The organism is Bradyrhizobium sp. F1.4.3, assembly GCF_040548375.1.
GTDB lineage: Bacteria > Pseudomonadota > Alphaproteobacteria > Rhizobiales > Xanthobacteraceae > Bradyrhizobium.
Genome location: NZ_JBEPRN010000009.1, coordinates 184186 through 199556 on the forward strand (window position 1 = coordinate 184186; position 15371 = coordinate 199556).

General features: G+C 63.7%; 20 protein-coding genes. 7 read left to right on the top strand and 13 right to left on the bottom strand.

Features of this window, described 5'->3' with window-relative positions:
* The first annotated feature begins 19 nt into the window (after positions 1 to 19).
* Positions 20 to 1051: an L-idonate 5-dehydrogenase gene (locus tag ABIB73_RS23315; protein WP_354227706.1), complete on the top strand. Its 1032-nt coding sequence runs from the start codon at positions 20 to 22 to the stop codon at positions 1049 to 1051.
* 10 nt (positions 1052 to 1061) lie between these two features.
* Here the strand turns inward: ABIB73_RS23315 and ABIB73_RS23320 are convergent, their stop codons facing one another.
* Positions 1062 to 1946, bottom strand: coding sequence for a DUF3280 domain-containing protein (locus ABIB73_RS23320; protein WP_354227708.1), 885 nt, complete (start codon positions 1944 to 1946; stop codon positions 1062 to 1064).
* Between the two features lie 190 nt (positions 1947 to 2136).
* Here ABIB73_RS23320 and ABIB73_RS23325 point away from each other — a divergent pair, with 190 nt between their 5' ends.
* Positions 2137 to 3522: a HAMP domain-containing sensor histidine kinase gene (locus ABIB73_RS23325; protein WP_354227710.1), complete on the top strand. Its 1386-nt coding sequence runs from the start codon at positions 2137 to 2139 to the stop codon at positions 3520 to 3522.
* Complete coding sequence (locus ABIB73_RS23330; protein WP_354227712.1) at positions 3519 to 4181, top strand: response regulator; 663 nt, start codon at positions 3519 to 3521, stop codon at positions 4179 to 4181. Before ABIB73_RS23325 ends, ABIB73_RS23330 begins: the two co-directional genes overlap by 4 nt.
* A gap of 10 nt (positions 4182 to 4191) precedes the next feature.
* On the opposite strand, the gene ABIB73_RS23335 is transcribed toward ABIB73_RS23330, so the two are convergent.
* The 3 genes from ABIB73_RS23335 to ABIB73_RS23345 all read right to left on the bottom strand — a co-directional run bounded on the left by ABIB73_RS23335 (position 4192) and on the right by ABIB73_RS23345 (position 6151).
* Positions 4192 to 5037, bottom strand: coding sequence for a hypothetical protein (locus ABIB73_RS23335; protein ID WP_354227714.1), 846 nt, complete (start codon positions 5035 to 5037; stop codon positions 4192 to 4194).
* A gap of 185 nt (positions 5038 to 5222) precedes the next feature.
* A complete protein-coding gene (locus ABIB73_RS23340) occupies positions 5223 to 5714 on the bottom strand; it encodes an SRPBCC family protein (RefSeq protein ID WP_354227716.1) in 492 nt (163 codons plus the stop codon).
* Entirely contained in the window at positions 5714 to 6151 is a 438-nt protein-coding gene (locus tag ABIB73_RS23345; RefSeq protein WP_354227718.1) for an ArsR/SmtB family transcription factor, read from the bottom strand. Before ABIB73_RS23345 ends, ABIB73_RS23340 begins: the two co-directional genes overlap by 1 nt.
* A 246-nt stretch (positions 6152 to 6397) precedes the next feature.
* On the opposite strand from ABIB73_RS23345, the gene ABIB73_RS23350 reads away from it, so the two are divergent.
* The gene (locus ABIB73_RS23350; protein WP_354227720.1) at positions 6398 to 7459 is read left to right on the top strand and encodes a serine hydrolase; all 1062 of its coding nucleotides are present in this window, start codon (positions 6398 to 6400) and stop codon (positions 7457 to 7459) included.
* A gap of 64 nt (positions 7460 to 7523) precedes the next feature.
* Here ABIB73_RS23350 and ABIB73_RS23355 read toward each other — a convergent pair whose 3' ends face one another.
* Together ABIB73_RS23355 and ABIB73_RS23360 are read right to left on the bottom strand one after the other, a co-directional pair.
* Positions 7524 to 8354, bottom strand: a complete 831-nt coding sequence (locus ABIB73_RS23355) for an outer membrane protein (protein WP_354227722.1) — start codon at positions 8352 to 8354, stop codon at positions 7524 to 7526.
* Positions 8355 to 8642: 288 nt separating this feature from the next.
* A complete protein-coding gene (locus tag ABIB73_RS23360) occupies positions 8643 to 9347 on the bottom strand; it encodes an SDR family oxidoreductase (protein WP_354227724.1) in 705 nt (234 codons plus the stop codon).
* Between the two features lie 124 nt (positions 9348 to 9471).
* Between ABIB73_RS23360 and ABIB73_RS23365 the strand changes: the two genes are divergently transcribed.
* Both ABIB73_RS23365 and ABIB73_RS23370 read left to right on the top strand, forming a co-directional pair.
* Entirely contained in the window at positions 9472 to 10314 is an 843-nt protein-coding gene (locus tag ABIB73_RS23365; protein ID WP_354227726.1) for a GNAT family N-acetyltransferase, read from the top strand.
* Between the two features lie 7 nt (positions 10315 to 10321).
* Positions 10322 to 10744 (top strand): hypothetical protein, encoded by a 423-nt coding sequence (locus ABIB73_RS23370; RefSeq protein ID WP_354227728.1) that lies wholly within the window; start codon positions 10322 to 10324, stop codon positions 10742 to 10744.
* A 16-nt stretch (positions 10745 to 10760) separates the two neighbouring features.
* On the opposite strand, the gene ABIB73_RS23375 is transcribed toward ABIB73_RS23370, so the two are convergent.
* Entirely contained in the window at positions 10761 to 11210 is a 450-nt protein-coding gene (locus tag ABIB73_RS23375; protein ID WP_354227730.1) for a hypothetical protein, read from the bottom strand.
* A gap of 291 nt (positions 11211 to 11501) precedes the next feature.
* On the opposite strand from ABIB73_RS23375, the gene ABIB73_RS23380 reads away from it, so the two are divergent.
* Positions 11502 to 11789 (top strand): hypothetical protein, encoded by a 288-nt coding sequence (locus tag ABIB73_RS23380; RefSeq protein WP_354227732.1) that lies wholly within the window; start codon positions 11502 to 11504, stop codon positions 11787 to 11789.
* A gap of 54 nt (positions 11790 to 11843) precedes the next feature.
* Here the strand turns inward: ABIB73_RS23380 and ABIB73_RS23385 are convergent, their stop codons facing one another.
* From ABIB73_RS23385 to ABIB73_RS23410, 6 genes are all read right to left on the bottom strand, one after another.
* On the bottom strand, positions 11844 to 12134 hold the full coding sequence (locus ABIB73_RS23385) for a hypothetical protein (protein WP_354227734.1): 291 nt from the start codon (positions 12132 to 12134) through the stop codon (positions 11844 to 11846).
* A 20-nt stretch (positions 12135 to 12154) separates the two neighbouring features.
* Positions 12155 to 12607 (bottom strand): curlin repeat-containing protein, encoded by a 453-nt coding sequence (locus ABIB73_RS23390; RefSeq protein WP_354227735.1) that lies wholly within the window; start codon positions 12605 to 12607, stop codon positions 12155 to 12157.
* A gap of 70 nt (positions 12608 to 12677) precedes the next feature.
* A complete protein-coding gene (locus ABIB73_RS23395) occupies positions 12678 to 13088 on the bottom strand; it encodes a curlin (RefSeq protein WP_354227737.1) in 411 nt (136 codons plus the stop codon).
* A 43-nt stretch (positions 13089 to 13131) separates the two neighbouring features.
* Entirely contained in the window at positions 13132 to 13518 is a 387-nt protein-coding gene (locus ABIB73_RS23400; protein WP_354227739.1) for a curlin, read from the bottom strand.
* A gap of 147 nt (positions 13519 to 13665) precedes the next feature.
* On the bottom strand, positions 13666 to 14058 hold the full coding sequence (locus ABIB73_RS23405; RefSeq protein WP_354227741.1) for a curlin subunit CsgB: 393 nt from the start codon (positions 14056 to 14058) through the stop codon (positions 13666 to 13668).
* 132 nt (positions 14059 to 14190) lie between these two features.
* On the bottom strand, positions 14191 to 14883 hold the full coding sequence (locus ABIB73_RS23410) for a response regulator transcription factor (protein WP_354227870.1): 693 nt from the start codon (positions 14881 to 14883) through the stop codon (positions 14191 to 14193).
* Positions 14884 to 15371: the final 488 nt, after the last annotated feature.

A 15371-nucleotide genomic window follows, 5' to 3' on the forward strand; every position in this document is an offset into this window, starting at 1 on the left:
AAACCCAGGGAACGAGCCTATGCGCGCCGTCGTCATTCACGCCCCGAAAGACTTGCGGATCGACAGCTATCCGGATGCGGCGCCCGGCCCAGGCGAGGTCCGCGTCAAGATCGCCAATGGCGGCATCTGCGGCTCCGACCTGCATTACTACCATCACGGTGGCTTCGGTGTCGTGCGCATCCAGCAGCCGATGGCGCTAGGACATGAGATCGCCGGCGTGGTTGCGGCGGTCGGTGACGGCGTCACCAGCGTGAAGCCCGGCACCCGCGTCGCAGTCAATCCGAGCAAGCCGTGCGGCCAGTGCCAGCACTGCCAGGAGGGCATGCGCAACCAGTGTCTCGACATGCGCTTCCTCGGCAGCGCAATGCGCTTTCCCCATGTGCAAGGCGGCTTCCGGGAATTCTTGGCGGTCGATGCGACGCAGGCTGTGCCGATCGCCGACAGACTGTCGCTGGCGGAGGCTGCGGTCGCCGAACCGCTCGCGGTGTGCCTGCATGCCGGCAAGCAGGCCGGCCCCCTCCTCGGCAAGCGCGTGCTGATCACCGGCTGCGGCCCGATCGGCGCACTAATGATTTTGGTCTCGCGCTTCGGCGGTGCCGCCGAGATCGTGGTGACTGATGTCGCCGATGCGCCGTTGTTGGTCGCCAGGAAACTCGGCGCCACTCACGCCATCAACGTCGCGACCGATGCCACAGCGCTGGATCCCTGGCGCGTCGGCAAAGGCGTGTTCGACACCCTGTTCGAAGCCTCCGGCAACCAGGCTGCACTCCGCACCGCGCTCGACGTGCTGCGGCCCGGCGCCACGCTGGTGCAGCTCGGCCTTGGCGGCGAGATGACACTGCCGATCAACTCCATCGTCGCCAAGGAATTGCAGCTCCGCGGTACCTTCCGCTTCGATCCCGAGTTCGAACTCGCGGTGCGGCTGATGGGCGAAGGCCTGATCGACGTCAAGCCGCTGATCACGGCCACCATGCCGTTCGAGAACGCGGTCGCAGCCTTCGAGCTCGCCAGCGATCGCTCGCAGTCGATGAAGGTGCAGTTGACGTTCTGAGGCTGACGCCTCAGGGCTGCGCCACGCCGTCGAGCAGGCGATCGCTGACCAGCCGGACCGCGCCCCGCGTCCAGGAGTAGTCGGCGCCCATGCGCAGGCCGCTGTCCCCGCGCGACACGACGGTGCCGGTCCGTGCGTCACGCACCTGAAATCCCACCGTATATTCGGTGCGGCTGACCCGCCGCACCACGCCGATCAACGATTGCTCCGCGCCGAGCTGCCCGGCGATGGCGGCGTCGCACCCGCCACAGTCACGCAACGCTCGATTCTTCACGGCATCCTCTCGTGCACCCCTGACATCGACGATGCGGTAGCGGCCAGCTTGGCCCAGTGTATCACGCACGGCCGTGGTCACCTCGGCCAGATAGGATGCATCTGCGGCTGTGGGGCCGGCGGCAGGCGCCGCGGTGTTGTCGTCGAGCTCGAACTCAAACACCGCCAGCGCGATCGGCGCGGGTGTGCCGAGCGCGGCCATGACCTCGCGGGACACGAATATCTCGGCGCGCTCCCATGATTCATCATTGTCGCCGCGGAATGTATAGAGCTTGTCCATGACGACCTTCTTGGCGCCGACGTCGATCACAGCGACCTTGGCCCATTGCACCAGCGTGCTCGTCTTCTGGATGCCGCCGATGACCTTGAACGCCGCGCCGTCCTGGATCGATCGCACGAGCCGATAGCGCCGGTCCGCATCGATATCCCGCCGCAACGCCGCCATGAACGCGGACAACCGCCGCTCGTGGGCGGCGGTCTGGTTGGCCGGCTCGGCCGACGTATCGGTATAGCTGAAATCGTCCATGGCAACGCCGATGGCGGGCTCGGCACCGGCTGGCGCATGAGACGCCGGGAGGATCAAGAGGAGAAATGCAAGGAAAACGGGAAGGGATCGACGCATGTGCAGGCCTTTCGGGTGGGAAATGGCGCTGACGCTAGGCCGCAGCTCGGCAGTCCGCAGCTTCTCGCGTCCCGGCAATGGTCGGGAAAATTTCACGATCTTGCGCCGGGATCACCGCGGCGCTTTCCGGCGGTTCCGTTCTGCCCTTAAATGCCTGGAGACCAAGACCATCCGCCAGGGATGCCCGCCGATGTGGAAGCGCCTGAAGCCCGACCTGAAGCTGCGCCTGACGCTGCGCGTCGGGGCCATTTCGACCCTGTGCTTCGCTGCGATCTCGGCCTACTTCCTGATCGAGGCCGATCGATCCGTGCACACGAGGATCGACGCGATCGCCGGTCTCGCCGCGCGAACGCTGGAGCTGCAACAAAACAAGATCCAGTGGGTCAACCATCCCCGCTCGGAATTTCCGGATCTCGACGGCGTCGCGGCCTCGGTCATGACGCCGGGCCTTTGTCTCGCGTTTCGCGCAAGCAGCGGCGAGAGCGTCCAGCGCTTCTGCGGTGGGGCATCCGGCGTGACGGGCCATCCGCCGCAGGCCTTTGTCGCGCTTTATCGGACGCTGTTCGATCTCGGGCGTGAGGCCACCCACCCAGTGACCGCCCGCGGCACGACGATCGGCGAGGCTGCCGTCTGGATCGATCCGGCGGTGCAGACGGCCGAGGCCTGGCATGACGCCGGCCGCCTGATTGCGGCCCTTGCGATCGCGCTGCCGCTGTTGTGCATGCTCGTCTATGCCGCGCTGGCCCGCGCGCTGCGACCAACCACGATCATTCGCGAGGGCCTCGCGCGGATCGCCGACGACGATCTCACGACACGGCTGCCGTCATTCGAACTTGCCGAGCTCACGGCCATCGGCGACGTGTTCAACCATCTTGCCGCGCGTCTTTCCTCCGCGCTCGCCGAACGCAGCGAGCTCACGCGCCGGCTGATCGTGGTGCAGGACGAGGAGCGGCGGCATCTGGCGCGCGAGCTGCACGACGAGTTCGGGCAATCGCTCGCGGCCGTCCGCGCGCTCGCCGCTTCCGCACGCCAGACCGCCGCGGAAGAATGCCCGGCCCTGCTGCCGGAATGCGACGGCATCGCGCGCACCGCGACCGACATGATGGAGACGCTGCGCGGCGCGCTGTTCCGGCTGCGGCCGCCCGACGTCGACGAACTCGGCCTCGTCGCAAGCCTTGAAGGCCTGGTCGCGGGGTGGAACGGGCGCAGCCGCTGTCAGCCCCGGTTCGATTGCCGGTTCGACGGCGCGTTCGAGAGCCTGCCCGCCGCCGTCGGCGCCGGGCTCTACCGCATCGTGCAGGAGGCCCTCACCAATGCCGCGAAGCATGCGGATGCCAGGCGGGTCACGTTGGCGCTGACAGAGCACGACGGTCGTACCATCACGCTTTGCATCGCCGATGACGGCCGGTCGGCCGAAACAGCCATAACATCCGGCATGGGCCTGCTCGGAATGCGCGAGCGCGTTGCCGCCCTCGGCGGCCAGCTCAGTTTCGAGACCGGAGCGGATCGCGGTGCGACGCTGCACGTCGTCATTCCCGTTCCTGTCCATCCCGTGGTCATGGAGCACGCCGCATGAACGTGACCAGTTGCGCCATCATGCTGGTCGACGATCACGCCGTCGTCCGCGAGGGCTATCGCTCGGTATTGCAGAAGCAACCCGGGTTACGCGTCGTGGCTGAAGCGGCCGATGGAGCCGAGGCCTACCGCCTGTTCAAATCGGAGAAGCCGGATCTCGTGATTATGGACCTGAGCATGCCCGGCATCGGCGGCATCGAGGCGATCCGCCGGATCCGGCGATGGGACAAGGCCGCAAGGATCCTCGTCTTCACCATGCATCAGAATGCGGGTTTTGCCGTGCAGGCGATCCGCGCCGGCGCGCGAGGTTACGTCACCAAGACGAGCCCGCCGGAAACGCTGGTGCGCGCCGTGATGGACGTGCTCGCCGGCAAGATTGCGGTCAGTCCCGACATCGACCATGACCTCGCGTTGAGCCGGCTCGCCGGCGAAAGCTCCGCCGCCGATGTGCTCACTGCGCGCGAGTTCGAGGTGCTACGGCTGCTGCTCGCCGAGAGAACGACGGAGGAGATCGCCGAAACGCTGCACGTCAGTCCGAAGACGGTGGCGAACCTTCATTCGCTGATCAAGGACAAGCTCGGCGTAGGCTCCGACATCGAGCTGGTCCGGCTGGCGCTCCGCCAGGGGATTTTGACGCGGGTCGATCTCGGCGAGGCGTGAAGCGTGCCGCTCAGATCAGATAGCGCGTCAGATAGCCGTCCATCGCTGAGAGCGCGCAGAGCGCAAGGCTCGACCATACCGCGGCGCTGAAATACAGGAACATCCAGGTCAGCTCGCCCTTCCAGTGCGCGATGTCGTGGGTCACCACCCAGCGCGTAGAGACGTCATGCAGGCCTTCGAGAAAGCCGAGCAGCCTGCTGCCCTCGGCATGCCCGGCCCGCCAGCGGCTGAGATACATCGGCACGTCGACGGTGATGAGGAAGGCGAGGAAGCAGGCGATGCCGACGATGCCGGCGATCAGCGCCCAGCGCACCGGTCCCTGGAATTCCGGCATCAAGCGGCACAGCGCGATGCCGACGAGGAAGAAGGTCACCGCCCACAGCGAGTTTTCGATCGCGTTGTAGAGATAGTTGGTGGTCACGACCGCATACCAGGAGAAGCATTCCGCGACGATGATCACGGGCACGATGACGAGAGCGATGTTCACCGTGGTCTCCGCACCGGCCATGCTGCCGAGCTGATGCAGGATGACGGCCCATTGCGCGGCGAAACAGAGCTCGGCCACGGTCGCGACCGAGCGACCGACGAAGACGCTTGAGAGCCAGGTGTCGAACAGGCAGATGCGCTGCACATCGGCGCGCGGCAGGAACGAGCGGAACGCGCAGCCGAACACGTAGCCGGCGCAGAGCAGCAGCATCACGCCGATACCGGACGGCCCTCCGAGGCTGCCGGTGACGGGCTGATAGAACTCCCGGTACAGCATGAACCAGACCAGGATGTTGACGTTGCTAACGAGCGTCAGCGATCCCCACCACCATGCCAGGGGATTTGACCGCGCCTGCAACACCAACCTCATGAATCGCTCCGTTGTAACGGGATTGACATCCAACGGTAGCAATTGTGTCACAATAAGGCGGTCCGCCGCGACAAAAATTTGCGTGACGGCACTGTCATATTTGCCAAAGCGGCGGGCGCTCGCGCCCCGGCCCCAAGGTCATTCCGGGTTGCCGCTTCCAGGCGACCCGGAATGACACGCTCGCCTCACCTCTTCAGGCTCGCCACATAGGCCGCGAGCTTGTCCAGCGTCTGGTAGCCGTATTCGACGGCGCCAAAACCGATCATGTGGTCGCGCTGCTCGGTGCTCGAGGCCAGCTGCCGCATCATGAGCACGGTCTTGCCGTTGCTCTGCTCTGCAAAGGTGAGGGTGAAGCGAAACATCCCGGGATCATCGTCCTGGTCGACGCCGTGGTCCATCTCCATCAGCTTCGGCCGCTCGATGCGGCGGAAGCGCATGCGGTTCGGATAGACCGTGCCGTCGGGGCCGATCATGTTGAAGCGCCAGACGCCACCGACCCGCACGTCGATCTCAAAAGTCTCGATCTTGAAGCCCTTCGGCCCGAACCATTGCGGCAGATGTTTCGGGTCGGACCACGCCTCGAACACCAGATCGCGCGGCGCGTCGATCACGCGCGACATCACGATCTCGCGGTCGAGCGACCATTGCGACAAAGCGGGATTGGCAGAACTCGTCATCACTCAGTACCTTTCCGTTTGGTTGTCTTGTTTGTTTTCTTGGACGACCGCATGGCGGCCGCCCTCTCCTTCTCTTTCTTCAGCTTCATCACGTAGGCCTCGAACCGGTCGAGCCGCGCCTCCCAGATCGCGCGCTGCTGCTGGAACCAGTCTTCCGCGCCGACAAGCGCGTCCGGACTGAGCCGGCAGGTGCGCACGCGGCCGGATTTTTCCGACTGCACAAGCCCACTCAGCTCCAGCACATGGACGTGTTTCATGAAGCTCGGCAGCGCCATGTCGAACGGGTCGGCCAGTTCGCCGACGGAAGCCTCGCCGGCGCATAGCCGCATCACGATCGCCCGCCTTGTGGGGTCGGCGAGCGCCGCGAAAATCTGGTCAAGCCGGGGTAATTGGTTAGCCATGTAGCTAACTATAGCCTCACGGCGATCCGGCGTCAATAATTGTTAGCTCACAAGCTAAGTAATTTTTTCCGAGCCGCAGATGTGGAACCCAAACGCGCGATTGTGAATTGGGTCACCGTGCTATTCCCCTTAAAAGAACTCCAGGGGCACACGCATCATTCATCGGATCACGTGCCGCCTGTTGTCGCCTCAGCACATCTCACCCGGCGAACCCTCGCCCGGGCCGCGCTTATCCCCTTCGCGATCGCGCTTCGGCCGCGCCGCGCATCGGCTGACTCCGACATGATCGCGCAGCTACGCGACATCGTTGCGGCAGAGCTTGCGCCGACCGCGACGCCAGATCATCCGGGCGGCCTGGCCGCAGCACTCTATGCCGGCCGCCATGTCGAATTCTTCAACTACGGCTTCGCAGACGACACCACCAAACGGCCGGTGACAGCGGACACGCTGTTCAATCTCGCCTCCTTGCGAAAACCTTTCGAGGCGACGCTGGTGGCAGTCGGCACGCTCCGCGGCGAGCTGCGGCTTGACGATCCCCTGCCGAAATACCTGCCGGAGCTCGACGGCGACACCATCCGCCGTGTCACCGTCGGCGAGCTGGTCACGCACACATCGGGGCTGTTGCTGCCGACCGACCATCCACCCTGGCCGAACGACTCCTTCACGCGCGCGCAATTCATCGACATGCTCAACGCCTGGCCACCGCCCGCAGGCGTCGTGCCCGGCAAGCAACGCATCTATAGCCATGCCGGTTACGTGCTACTCCAGCTCGTGCTCGAGCGTTGCTATCGCGCGCCGATCGGCGCGTTGATCGAGAGCCGCATCCTCAAGCCGCTCGGGATGCACGCCACGGTCGTTCCCGAACGTGGAGCGGACAACCGCGCCGTCATGGACGACGCCTGGATGCAGCGTGTCGTGCAAGGCTATTCCGACCAGGGCATCGCGATCGGTCCGCCCGGCGATCAGCAGAGCTATTTTGATTTTCCCGGGACCGGACAGATGTTCTCGTCCGCGCGGGATCTCGCGACATTCGCAGCCGCATGCGTCGACGGCCGGTCGGTCGACCCGCATCTGCGCGAGGCGCTGCGGATGACGCAGCATGAGAGCTTCCGCGTCGACGAGAAATTCGGACAGGCCATGGCCTGGGAGGCCGTGCACCTTCCCGGCGTCACCGTCGTCGACAAGCCGGGCGGCCTCAACAACGCCTCGGGCTATATCGGCCTCGTGCCGGCGCGGCGGATCGGCATCGTGCTGCTGGCCAATCGCGGTGAATATCCGCACGAGATTGCGCGTTACAAGATCCTGCCGGCGCTGGCGCAGCAGGTAGCCGCGCACGGCGGCTGAGCTTCAAAACAGAAAGCCCCGGCTGAGCCGGGGCTTTCCGCGCCAGAACGGAACGGGATGGTGATCAGTATCTGGCGACGACCGGTCCGCCGAACTTGTAGTTCACACCAACGCGCACAATGTTCGACTTGATATCGACCGAGTGCGTGTAGACGTTGCTCGGAAAGGTCCCCGGGCCGACAAGGGCGGCCAGGTTGGTGCTGGTCGTGCTGGCGCGGCCGAGATCGACATAGAGATATTCGGCCTTGAGCGACCAGCCGTTGCCGACCGCATATTCGGTGCCGGCGCCGGCGGTCCAGCCGACGCGGGTGTCGCGGATCGCAGCGGATTCCGTCGCTGCCGCGAACGTGTCGGTGAAGTTGAAATTGCCCTTCACCTCGGCGATCGCCGCACCACCCGTGGCGTAAAGCAGCCAACTCGGCGTGGCGAGGAAGCCGACGCGTCCGCGGATAGTGGCCAGCCAGTCAGCCGAGGCCGATGAGGACACGGTGAAGTTGGTCGGCGCGCAGCAGGGATAGACCGCTGAGCCGGTCGCGCTGCCCTTGAATCCGAAATAATTGATATCGCCTTCAAGGCCGAACACGGCGGTGTTGACCTGCCAATTGTAACCGGCCGTGAAGCCGCCGGTGACGCTGGAACTGTTGACGTTCTGCGCGCCGACCGCCGCAATTGCGGGAACGCTGCTGGCCGCAAAATAGCCGGTCGGAGAAAACACGGTCGATGTGGTCGGATCCGCACTGCCCCATTGTCCGCCGACATTGCCACCGACGTAGAAGCCGGTCCAGTTGTAGGCCGCCATCACGGGCGCCTTGGTGTAATGCGCTGCGAGGTCGGCCGCATGCGCGGACGCGGCGCCAAAGACAAGCGATGCGACAGCCAGCAAAAACTTCTTCATTCCAATCTCCTTGCCCCACGCGATCGAAGCTCGCGTTTTCGAAAGTGCCGGACAAGACGATCCGGCACAGGCTACGCATAGGCGGCACACCGCTCAGCGTCTTGGGCTGGGGCGAAGTTCGCAGGGACTGTGACGTAAAGTGCGGCCCGCCGCGTGCGAAGTATGACGAGTGTGACCCAAGCGCCACGCGTCTGCTCGTGACGGCGGCGCGTAAGGCAGGCTTGCGTCGCGCCACGACAAGCGCGCGAGAGCAGTGATTCGAATCTGCTCTCGCTTGGCGCCCGAGCCTCAGACCGAGCGCGTCAGCCCGCCGTCGACGCGGATGTTCTGGCCGGTGATGTAGGCCGCGCCGTCCGAGGCGAGGAACGAGACCGTCGCCGCGATCTCCTCGACCTTGCCGTAACGCTTCATCGGCACGCTGTCGCGACGCGCTTCCGTCTGTGGCAGGCTGTCGATCCAGCCGGGCAGCACGTTGTTCATGCGAATGTTGTCGGCCGCATAGGCGTCGGTGAAGATTTTGGTAAACGCGGCCAGCCCCGCGCGGAACACCGCCGAGGTCGGAAACATCGCGCTCGGCTCGAACGCCCAGGCGGTCGAGATGTTGATGATGGCGCCGGCCTTTTGCGCCTGCATCACCGGCGTCACCAGTCGCGTCGGGCGGATCACGTTGAGGAGGTAGGTGTCGAGGCCAGTATGCCACTGCTCGTCGGTGATCTCAGTGATCGCCGCGCGCGGACCGTGGCCGGCGCTGTTGACGAGCACATCGATGCGCCCCCATTTGGCCATCGCACCATCGACGAGGCGCTTCAGATCGTCATTGGACTTGTTCGAACCGGTGACGCCGAGCCCGCCGAGCTCCGCTGCCAGCGCCTCACCCTTGCCGGAGGACGACAGGATCGCCACACGAAAACCGTCCGCAGCAAGCCGACGCGCGGCCCCTGCCCCCATGCCGCTGCCGCCCGCGGTGACGAGTGCGACCTTCTCTGCTGCCATGACCGATCATCCCTTGTGATACCGTTGAGGCCAACCGGAGGCTCGCCCTATCATTGGGCGTTTCTACAGCCAGACTTGCCGGCAGGTCCACCGTCGAAGGCATCCGTCATGAGCGAATTGTAAGATGAGCGATTTGCAGATCCGCAACCTGCGCCCCGACGAGATTTCCATCGCGGTCGACTGGGCGGCGGCCGAAGGCTGGAATCCCGGTCTTGCTGACGCCGCCTGCTTCGCGATCCCCGACGCGCACGGTTTTTTCATCGGCGAGGTCGACGGCGAACCGGTCGCGACCGTGTCCTGCGTCAATTATGGCGACCGTTTCGCTTTTCTCGGTTTCTATATCGTGCGCGCAGGCTATCGCGGCGCGGGTTTCGGCCTGCGCATCTGGAGCGCCGCGATCGCCCATGCCGGCGCCCGCGTGATCGGCCTCGACGGCGTCGTGGCGCAGCAGGACAATTACAAGAAGTCTGGTTTCGTGCTCGCCTACGCCAATATCCGGTACGGCGGCACCGTCACCGCGCCGCCTTCCCCGCCCGCCGATGTCGTCGCCCTCGACAAAATTCCGTTCGCGATGGTGGAGACCGATGACGCGACTGTCTTCCCCGCCCCGCGCAGCGCCTTCCTGCGCACCTGGATTGGCGCGCCCGGCCATGTCGGCCGCGCGCTGCTGCGCGACGGCAGGCTCGCTGGATGGGGCGTGATCCGCCCGTGCCGGACGGGCCGCAAGATCGGCCCGCTGGTCGCCGACGACCGCTCCGCGGCGGACGCCATCATGCAGGCCCTGCTGGCCAGCGCCGGCAATGGCGAGATTGTCCTCGACATCCCCGCCATGAACCGCGATGGTATTGCGTTTGCGGATTCCTTGGGCCTGAAGCCGACATTCGAAACGGCGCGGATGTATACCGGACCGATCCCGTTACTGCGGCTCGACCGCGTTTTCGGCGTGACCAGTTTTGAGCTGGGTTAGCGCCGTCTTGGGTTTTAGTAATCTGTTTCACGTCGCCGCTGCTGCGCAGCGTGTATTTTCTCGACAATCATTTTTTGCTTCGACAATCAATATTTTGATCAAAGAGGATTTCATGACCGAAGCCAGAAGCAAGGCCCGCCCTCCTCAGCGCACGGCCGACGACCTGCCACGCCCCGCACTCGCGGCTGCGCTGTTGCTTGCCGTCGTGGCGGCCTTTGGGCTGCACACGCTGTTCGTTGCGGGTCCCGCGATGCGCGAAGCCGCCGAGGCAGAGCTCGCACGAGTCATTGCGGATGAGGATCGGGATGTCTGCGGACAGTTCGGGATGCGACCGGACACGGCGCAGTTCGTGGCCTGTAGCAGCGAACTCGCGATTGTCAGGCAGAAGCAGTCCGACCGCGACCACGCCGCCGCGGCAGGTATTCTATGAACGAAGCGGGCGCCGCTCAGTAGCACCGCATGATGTTGACGGTATGCTCGCCGCCACCGCGGCCGGGCACCGTCACGGACTCAGTCGGACAGCTCGGCACATAGGGCCGGTCGGACGGCACGACGTTCGGCGGGAAGCGATGCGCCCAGTCCCAGGGAACGTCATAGGTGTAGGTGTAGCGCACGTCGTTGGAGAGCGGCTGCCCTGCGTCGACGAAGGGTTGGCTGTAGCCTGCGCCGTCGTTGAAGAATCCACCTCCGCCTGGCCAATAGACAAATGAACTATTCCGACCGCGGAACCGCGCTCCGGGCGCGATCGGCGGACGGGCTGCGGCCTGCGGCGCGGCAGCGGCCACCACGCCATGCGGAGCGGCGCCGCCCGGTCTTGCAAAACTGTTGCTGGCGGCAAGGAGCAGCGCAGCTGCGCTGAGTGAGGCAAGCAACGCCCCATATGGTCTGGACATCATGATACGCACCAACTCGTTTGGCTTCGCGAACTAGCTCCCCGCTGCACGCTAGGCCGGCCCGTCGCCCGCCCGCAAACGTATAATTAATTATTGGTTAAGACGCGGGATTAACAGGGAACACCGCGACAGAAGGCGCGCGCCTCGACCACTTTTCGGGCCCGTTCCAGCCGCTCGATCCGCGGAACATCACCTCATAACCAGTTGATCGGAGTTGATCGCGAGAGCCGAATATGTCCGGAACGCTCCCCCAATGCAGCTGTTGGCTCCCGACACAAGCAAGGAGCATCTCGCATGCGGAACAAGTCAAAACTCCTCTGCCTGGCCACCGCATCGCTCATCGCGGGCACGGCCGCAGCATCGGCGCAGACCTATGATCGGTTCGGCAATCCCGTGGGGTGGCAACGGACGGCGCCGGCGTATGAACCGGTTCAGCCACGCGCGATGTACTATCCTGACACAGCGGGGCCATACGGCGCGCTTAACGGCACCAACCATCCGACGCCGAGCTCGACGCAAGGCGATGTCGGTCCCAACGGCAACAACAACGGCACGCTGACCGGCGGCTACCGCAATTGGTAGGAACGAGTCTACCGCAAGGCTCATCGTCCACTCGGGGCGATGGGCCTTTTCGCGTCAGTGGCCCTGCTGCTTGCGCAGCCAATCCAGCATGTCCTGCGCGTTTCCCGTTCCCTGCGACACGATCGCAGTATTGCCGCCGCTGCGGCGGTACACGGTGGTACGGCCCGGCTCCTTGTCGACCCGGACTTCGGCCTGCGCCGGATCGCCGCTTTGCGTGATAACTGCTGTCCCGTTTTCGTCCTGGACCACGGTGGTATGGCCGTCGCCGGTCTCGCCGGCCCCGGCCGGGGCCATCGCAATTGCGGTCATGAGGCTCATTCCGGATGCGAGCAGGAGGAACTTCATGTCACACCTCTTCGTCTCGATCATCGTCCGAACTGGAATATGGCCAGCCAGTTGAAACGTCCGAACTGTCTGACTGCTCCCGTGTTCATGTCGCCGACCTGAAGCAAGAGCGCATTAGTCGAATTTCCGACCTGAGTGATATCGGCAATGTTGCTCACGCCTGACTGGCCGATTAGTGCATTGGTGGTGTTGCCGACCTGGATGATCTCAACATAGTTACGGGTCCCGTTCTGGACAATCGTCGCATCGACAGTTCCCGTCCCGATCTCGATGACCCGGGCGATATTGATGCGGCTGTTCTCCTCGATCGTGACCGGTTGCACATTGTTGCCGAACTCCACCACCGTTTGGATGCTCACGTTCCGGTTCGTCACGCCGCGCTGCGCGGATCCCGCGGATGCCTCCGTAGCCGCGCTCATGGCGGCGAACACCACCGTCGTCGCCAATATCTGACTCAAGAAGACCTGACTCAAGAAGACCTGCCTGCCGCAACGCATCGCCGTTCTCCCCTCGCACCTTGAGGTCAACGCACTCGCGGGCGTCTCACGGGTTTTTCTGGATCACCGTCGATGAGTTGATCGCGCCAAACTGCGCGATCGCCCCCGTATTCATAGTGCCGAGCTGGGACACGAGGCTCGTCGCCGATTGGCCGGTCTGCCCGACAAAGGCAAAATTGTTCATGCCCGTCTGCCCGATCGATGACGACGTTGTGCCACCGAATTGCAGGACTCCCGTGGCATTGTTGCTTCCGTTCTGGGTTACGGTCGCGCTGGTGTTGCCGCCGATCTGGAATATGCCGACCATGTTGAGCGGACTGCTCTGGTTCACGACGACGGGCGGCCCGTTGACCGAGACGATCGTCTTGATGTCAGCGCCCTGCGCCCGCACCGAGCCGTTCGCGGCGAAACAGGAGACGAGAACCGCCGTCGCAACGGCTGGAAGATGCTTGTTCATCATATGCCTCCACAATATTGCCGAGTCACCACACGATCTCAGGTCACGGAGCCTGCTGCAAAATCGTGGAGCCGTTCAGAATGCCAAGCTGGGATACCCCGGCGGCGTTGTTCAAACCAATCTGACCGATCAAGCTCGTGTTGGCGCCTCCGACCTGGCCAGCCGTAGCGGTATTGGTCGCGGTGGCCGTCGTACCGCCCTGTCCAATCGTCACTGAATTGATCGAAGAGATTGAACCGAATTGCATGCTCGATGCCTGGTTGAAGGCTCCGAATTGCAGCGTCGTCGCGGTGTTGTTCACCGCGCCGGTCTGCGCTGTGGACGAGAGATTTGTCGCACCGAACTGCAACACGCTAACCGAGTTGGCGGCTTGGGCATCGACAGCGGTCAGCGCGCCCAGCATGACAACCGTCGGGATGAGAAATTTCATGCGCATGTCATATCCTCCGCAAAATGTCAGCCGTCGACCCGCCGCCCCGTTCAGGCAACCTGATCGCGGTCATTTCGAGCATGGCCTGTCGAGTATCGTCCGGACGCGCCGCTCGATGGACGCGCCCGGGCCGACACAGGGGCTGGCTTAGTGCTGCGTGATGGAGCTGAGGTTGAGTCCGCCGCCAATCTGCCCAACGGCGGCGGCGTTGTTCGGCGGGAAGCCGAAGAGCGTGGTCTGGCTGATCGAGCTGCCGTTGTTGCCGGTGGCAACCTGCCCAGTGGTGGCCGAGTTGCCAAGGACGCCAATCTGGGTCACCGAGCTGGCATTGTTGAGTGACGGAGAGGTCGTGCCCTGCATGGTGCTCGCGCTGTTCACGAGGCCGAGCTGGAACGTGGTCGAGGAGTCATTCACGTGGCCCTGCTGGTTCACGGTGGAGCCGTTTGCGAGGCCGATTTGAAAGGTGGTCGCGGTGTTGGCAGCCTGAGCCGCGGAGGACAGAGCGAGCACGGCAACGGAAGCAAGAAACAATTTGCGCATGGGAAATCCCTTTCTAGCCGAGTTGTCTGACTAATTTCAGATGCCGGTCTTGGAGGAGGTCGACATCGTGGGATTACTCTGAACCGATCGTACTCCGCGCGACAGACTGCAGTTCATGCTAATCGGTACGGACTAGACGTTGTGCGGCATCTTGCCGCCTAGAGTGCTAGACCAGCGGATGCCCGCACCGGTCCGCATTGTCTCGGCTCCGCGGCTGATACTGTCGATCAATCTCACCACTTCGATCGGCGAACGCAGCTCCAGCTTCCGCATCATCCTGGCGCGATGGACCTTCGCTGTCACTTCGCTGACCCCAAGTCTTGCTGCGATCTGCTTGGCGACGAGCCCGTCCGCCATCAGCAGCATGATCTCTCGTTCGCGCGCGGTCAGCGTTTCGACACGCTGGCGTGCCCCGCGCACTGCGTCTTCGCGCTCCAGGCGCCTGCGATCGCGCTCGATGCCGTGCCTGATCGCATCAAGAATCTCGTGTTCGCGGAAGGGTTTTGTTAGAAACTCGACCGCGCCGCGCTTCATGGCCTCGACGGAGACACGGATGTCGGAATGGCCGCTGATGAAGACGATCGGAATGGGCACACCGGATTCAGCGAGCCTGCGTTGAAGCTCGAGCCCGGTCGGCGACGTACCGGGAAAGCGGACGTCGAGCACAAGGCAGGAGGGCCCTTCGGCAAGGCTCCCGTTCAGGAATTCATTCGTCGAGGCAAACAACCGCACCTGATGCCCCGTCTCCTCGCAAAGACTTCCGACCGCATTTCGAATCTGAATTTCATCATCTACGATATAAACTATGGCTTGATTTAAATTCATGGCGACGAACTCCCGGCTTGCGGCTCGTTGATATGGCAATGAGCCGTCCATTTTTCGTCCAAGAGACAACAAGGTGCTTGAATGTATTGGGCGAGGACCAGACGACTCGCGTCGGCCTTCCGGTTTGACGTATTAGGGCCAACACTCGGTGGACACGAGTGAAGGCCTTCACATATCGGGCTTCGTGATTGAAAGGACTTGGCGCCGTCGCGGCGGGACGGCATGTCGAGAATGCGAAAATCCGGCGTTGCGCCTGCGAAATCACGGACTGCGTCATGGCCTCGTCGTCCATAAGGCCGACTTGAACACCGAAGGGCCGTCAGACAAGACGGGGCGTTCAGTTAGCTATCGAGTTCGATACCGCGCGCATCTTTTCGATACGCCCGGTATGCGTTCCGCGCAAATCACGAAAAGTCGCAACCGTCGGCTTTACTTCTGGATCATGGAGAGCACCCGTCCGTCGCACTATCAACAACGACATACTGTCG